Source organism: Candidatus Aquarickettsia rohweri (assembly GCF_003953955.1).
In the GTDB taxonomy this organism is placed as follows: domain Bacteria; phylum Pseudomonadota; class Alphaproteobacteria; order Rickettsiales; family Midichloriaceae; genus Aquirickettsia; species Aquirickettsia rohweri.
Genome location: NZ_RXFM01000105.1, coordinates 1 through 4,655, shown reverse-complemented (window position 1 = coordinate 4,655; position 4,655 = coordinate 1). Strand labels below are relative to the sequence as shown.

The 4,655-nt window shown below is 26.4% G+C and carries 5 protein-coding genes and 1 pseudogene; 3 read left to right on the top strand and 3 right to left on the bottom strand.

Going from position 1 to position 4,655, the window contains the following annotated elements; genetic code table 11:
- Positions 1-264: pseudogene (locus EIC27_RS06220) on the bottom strand (IS6 family transposase); the annotation flags it as partial.
- A gap of 46 nt (positions 265-310) precedes the next feature.
- On the opposite strand from EIC27_RS06220, the gene EIC27_RS06215 reads away from it, so the two are divergent.
- Entirely contained in the window at positions 311-841 is a 531-nt protein-coding gene (locus tag EIC27_RS06215; protein ID WP_126045207.1) for a hypothetical protein, read from the top strand.
- A gap of 309 nt (positions 842-1,150) precedes the next feature.
- On the opposite strand, the gene EIC27_RS06210 is transcribed toward EIC27_RS06215, so the two are convergent.
- Complete coding sequence (locus tag EIC27_RS06210; RefSeq protein ID WP_126045206.1) at positions 1,151-2,281, bottom strand: hypothetical protein; 1,131 nt, start codon at positions 2,279-2,281, stop codon at positions 1,151-1,153.
- Positions 2,274-3,509, bottom strand: a complete 1,236-nt coding sequence (locus tag EIC27_RS06205; protein WP_162298359.1) for an AmpG family muropeptide MFS transporter — start codon at positions 3,507-3,509, stop codon at positions 2,274-2,276. The genes EIC27_RS06210 and EIC27_RS06205 overlap by 8 nt, the downstream gene beginning before the upstream one ends.
- Positions 3,510-3,539: 30 nt before the next feature.
- Here EIC27_RS06205 and EIC27_RS06200 point away from each other — a divergent pair, with 30 nt between their 5' ends.
- Entirely contained in the window at positions 3,540-4,334 is a 795-nt protein-coding gene (locus tag EIC27_RS06200) for an N-acetylmuramoyl-L-alanine amidase (protein WP_126045204.1), read from the top strand.
- 164 nt (positions 4,335-4,498) lie between these two features.
- Positions 4,499-4,655, top strand: a 157-nt coding sequence (gene tnpA / locus EIC27_RS08420) for an IS66 family insertion sequence element accessory protein TnpA (protein ID WP_410519448.1), incomplete at its 3' end; no start/stop codon positions are given.

The following is a 4,655-nucleotide window of genomic DNA, read 5'->3' as shown; positions in this document are numbered from 1 at the left end:
CTCGTCCATTCTCCAACTACCATTGACTGGCTTCTTTCTTTTTCTGAATCTTCCTTCAAGTATTGGCATAAACTTTATTACCCACCTTTGTAAAGTAGCGTGATCAATGGCGAATCCTCTCAACCCGCCTATCTCCTCTATCTCTCTATAACTTAGAGAATATCTTCCTTTCATATACAATGATACCATTATTATTTCTGGACCATATTCATGATTCTTGAAATACTTCATTAATTTTGGGTCTACTTTCAGCATTATTAACATCTATCATTTCTTTCAGAATATCAAAGATTCTTATACTTTTCAACAGATGCGACAGAACCAAAATGGCATTATAGATGAATTAAAATACCTAATGGATAACCTTCCAAAATTTATTATTAGTGTATGCAGTAAAGAGGAAAGTATAAAAGAAAAACTAGAAATTCTTGAAATATTTCCACAATTTAAACCTATTATAGAAAAGCTTAATTTTTATTTAGATGAATCATGCACTTTTTTATCTTCATTAAAAACTGGAGCTTGTATAAAATTAGAAAAAGCCTGCACTGATTTACTCGAAAATAATAACAGATTAGAAATTTATTTATCAAATAACCAATCTAAATCTTTGATATTAAATGATACAAATTATATCATAGAGGAATTTTTTAAATTATCTAAAGAAGTATGTGATAATAAAAATGTCATAGAACAAACCTTAGAAAACTTTAAAGGTATTAAAAGCATTGACCCAATTATTGATAAATTAGACACTTATTTAGATAAATATTGTGATTTATCTGTTTCTTTTGAAAATAAAGTTTGCACAGAAATCGATACTTTTTGTAATTATGTTTGACAATAATTAACCTGAACTGCAGATAAGACGTAAGAAATTTATATCAAATTTTGCAATCATGAAACACAGCATCTCTCCGACTCATCATGAGCCATAACCTTCGCAACTGTCATCACGAGGGAGGAATGCAATTCCAACTGTGGTGATCTAGAGTTACTGTTACATTTGTTGATAATTTTCCTGGATTGCCACACTCATCTACGATTCGTTCGCAATGACTATATCGTTGTTCCTAACTGTACTAAATATTACTGTATGGTCGCTTTCTAGGTCTTTATAGAGCAATTCTTATCTGTAGCTCTGGGTATATTACATATAATTTTTTAATCCAAAAAACATATATTTCTTATGAGGATAAGATTTTAAATTTTCCAAAGATGATACCAAGCCTTCTACCTCAGGTATATGTCTAGAGTAACTTATATTTTCAAAAGAAACACTATTAACAATCTCTGATATCACACCAATATGTCCTGATATTGAATGTTTATAATTTCTTTTCAGTGGTTCACTCTGTATATCATACTCCCTATATGCAAATATATCACCAACTTTTGCTTCACTAAAATTACTTATAGGAATCATATATTTTGATAAAATATCCTGAAATTTGGATTTTTGAGAATTATTATAACTATCAAAATATTTTTCAATATCTAAAGTTGAAAATGATGGTAATATAGTAGGATCAAAATCTTCTTCAGCTCCAATCCATTTTAAAATTGATGTCAAACAATCTTCATCTCTAAACTTTTTTAATTTATATCTAACATTTTCACTTGAGCCACCAAATGTATATCCATTTGTAAAATATAATAATTCTCCCTGACTTGGGCTAAATTCATCTTTATAAAAATATTTCCACTCAAAAATATTAAAATTTAGTTTATCTACATCTAAGTTTTTCGGCAATATTGTAGACTGAATATTTGCACTATAATCTAAATTTAAAACCTTATTTTCATTACAAAATGCAAATAAGTCTTTTTTTAGAACTAAATTTAAAATTGAGTAATAGAATATTTTTATATAATTTAAATAAGAATCAAGCCCTTTAAATAAAATTCTTGTAAAAGATTTTTTTTCATCTTCTAAATCACTTACCAATTCATCTGAAAAAATATAATGAGTATAATTTTTGCAAAATTCTAAAGCTCCAGCTAATAACTCAAAATTTTTATTATACTTCAAAGGATATGTTAACGGCGCTAATTTATTAGAGTAGTTATAAATATATTCGTTTAATTCAATTGTTTTAACAATATCTTGGTGTAACTCACGAATTACTTGTTCAAAAATATCGTAAAAATTAATATTAGACTTTTTTAAGAGCTTTTTAGTTAAGTAAATTATTTTTAGGACCTCATCAATTGATGAAGTTTTTCTGCTCAATAATTCAACTTTAACAATATCTAATAAATTTTTATTGTAATTATTCATTAATTTTCTTTCTAAAAAATAATAAATATATACATATCAAAGAAGGAAATGATAACAAAGAAGAAATAACAAAAAAATTGTTCCATCCTACACTTTCAACTAAAAAACCAGAAGAAGATGAGACAATAGTCCTTCCTATAGCTGTTATTGAAGTTAAAACCGCATAATAAGTTGCTGCATATTTATTTTTACTTAAACTACTTATATAAGCTACTAATGCAATATTACTAATTGAGCTTGTAAAATTTTCAAAACCATTAATAATAGCAAGTAAATACAGATTTTTAGGTAAAATGTTAATTAAAATAAAAGGTAAATTTGAAAGCATTGCCAATATTTCAGCAAAAAATAAATTGATACCTGGCTTTAATTTTAATACTAGCCACCCGCCAATAGCAACTCCTGCGAAAGTTCCAATTTGACCTAAAGTTTTCATAGCATTGGCTATTTCTATTTTACTATATCCTGCATCCATTACAAATGGTGTTGTCATAGCACCAAGATATGCATCACTAAGCTTATATAGTGCAACCATAATTAAAATTAGATAACAATCTTTAGTTTTAATAAACATCATTATAGGCTTATAAAAATATTCTGCTAAAGATGGTTTTTTATTTTCTAAATTTTCTTCCTCTGTTTTTGATGCAATAATAGTCGCAAATGTTGTTAACAATATAACTATTCCCATTGCAAAAAGAGCAAATTTCCAACTATAAATCTCAGCTAAATATAAACCTCCAACACCTGATATAATCATACCAACTCTATATCCATAAATGGTGGATGATGCACCTAACCCTTGTTCATTTTTATTCAATATTTTAATCCTATAAGCATCAATACAAATATCTTGAGTTGCTGAGAAAAATGCAAGAAAAAACGCACATATAGCAAACCACAACATATTAGTTTGGGGATTTATCTTACCAAATAGTATAATTAAAATTATTAAAAAAACTTGAGATATCAATATCCATGATTTTCTATGACCAAGTTGTCTACTTAGAAAGGGAATTTTTAAGTAATCAATCAATGGTGACCAAATAAATTTGAAAGAATATGGAGTTGTAACTAATCCTAGTACTCCTATTGTTTTAAAATCTATGTTATAGTCAAATAACAATGCTTTAAGAATTGAACCTGTAATAACTAAAGGTAAACCACTACTTATACCTAAAATAAAAACAACAATAAGATTTTTTATTAAATTAAATTTTTTAATCACAGAGATTTCAACACACACATATATTTTACAATGTATCATAAAATAAAGCTTAATACAAAATACTCAAATTATTCTAAAAGAAAGTTTGGTAGTGAAATTAATACAATTATTATTCACTATATAGAGTTGGAATTTAAAGATTCATATAATATATTAACTAAATCTGGCAAAGTAAGCAGCCATTTCTTAATTAGTGAAAAAGGAGATATACACCAGTTAGTACCTTTAGAATTTAAGGCTTGGCATGCAGGAGAAAGTTTTTGGAGTGGGAAAAATGATATTAATCAATATTCTATTGGTATAGAAATTGTTAATAAAGGTATGAAACTTAAATTTTTAAATAATAAGGTTCAAGTATTATATATAAATACTTTTTCTAATAATACATACTTTGCTCTTGCAAAATTAATTTGTGAATTAAAAAAAATGTATCCTAAAATCCAAGATAAAAATATAATTGGCCACAGTGATATAACAGCTAGAAATTTAAGAAAGATTGATCCTGGCATTGCATTTGATTGGAAATTTTTAAATATACTTGGCCATGGTATATATCATGAAATAGAAAAAAGAGATAATAATAAAATTATCTTTAAGTTAGGTGATAAAGGACAAAATATTGAACTATTACAAAACAAATTGCAAAAGCTTGGGTATGAGATAAATTACAATGGCTTATTTGATAAACACCTTGCTAATGTTATATTTGCATTTAATTTACATTATTTACAACATGTAAATATTACCACTAATCAAATAAACTATGGAATATGGGATATACATTCAGAAAAAGTATTAGAAAAAGTTATGTGTAACTTAAGTTAATCCAAACTACAGATAAGAAGTTAAAAATAAATTTCAAATCCTGCTAACGAATTACTTAAGCCTTACAGTCACAAGAGATGTATTTTATGTAAGCGCTAAAATAAGGGCATCTAGGCAAGAATAAAAATAAGTGGTAGAACAAAAGCCTAAAAAAATAGAGGCTAATGATGCTATTAGAAAAAAAGAAAAAAAGAATAAGTAATGAAAAATGGAAAGAGCTAGTAGAAGAATATAAAAAAAGTAATGTAAGTAAATATGAATTTTGTAAGCAAAAGAATGTGCCGAGAAGTACATTTTATAAATGGCACAGAATTCTTGTAG

Bases quoted from the DNA above. Each gene is read 5' to 3' on its own strand.
- EIC27_RS06210 (WP_126045206.1), bottom strand. From the start codon at position 2,281: ATGAATAATTACAATAAAAATTTATTAGATATTGTTAAAGTTGAATTA.
- EIC27_RS06215 (WP_126045207.1), top strand. From the start codon at position 311: ATGCGACAGAACCAAAATGGCATTATAGATGAATTAAAATACCTAATG.
- EIC27_RS06200 (WP_126045204.1), top strand. From the start codon at position 3,540: ATGTATCATAAAATAAAGCTTAATACAAAATACTCAAATTATTCTAAA.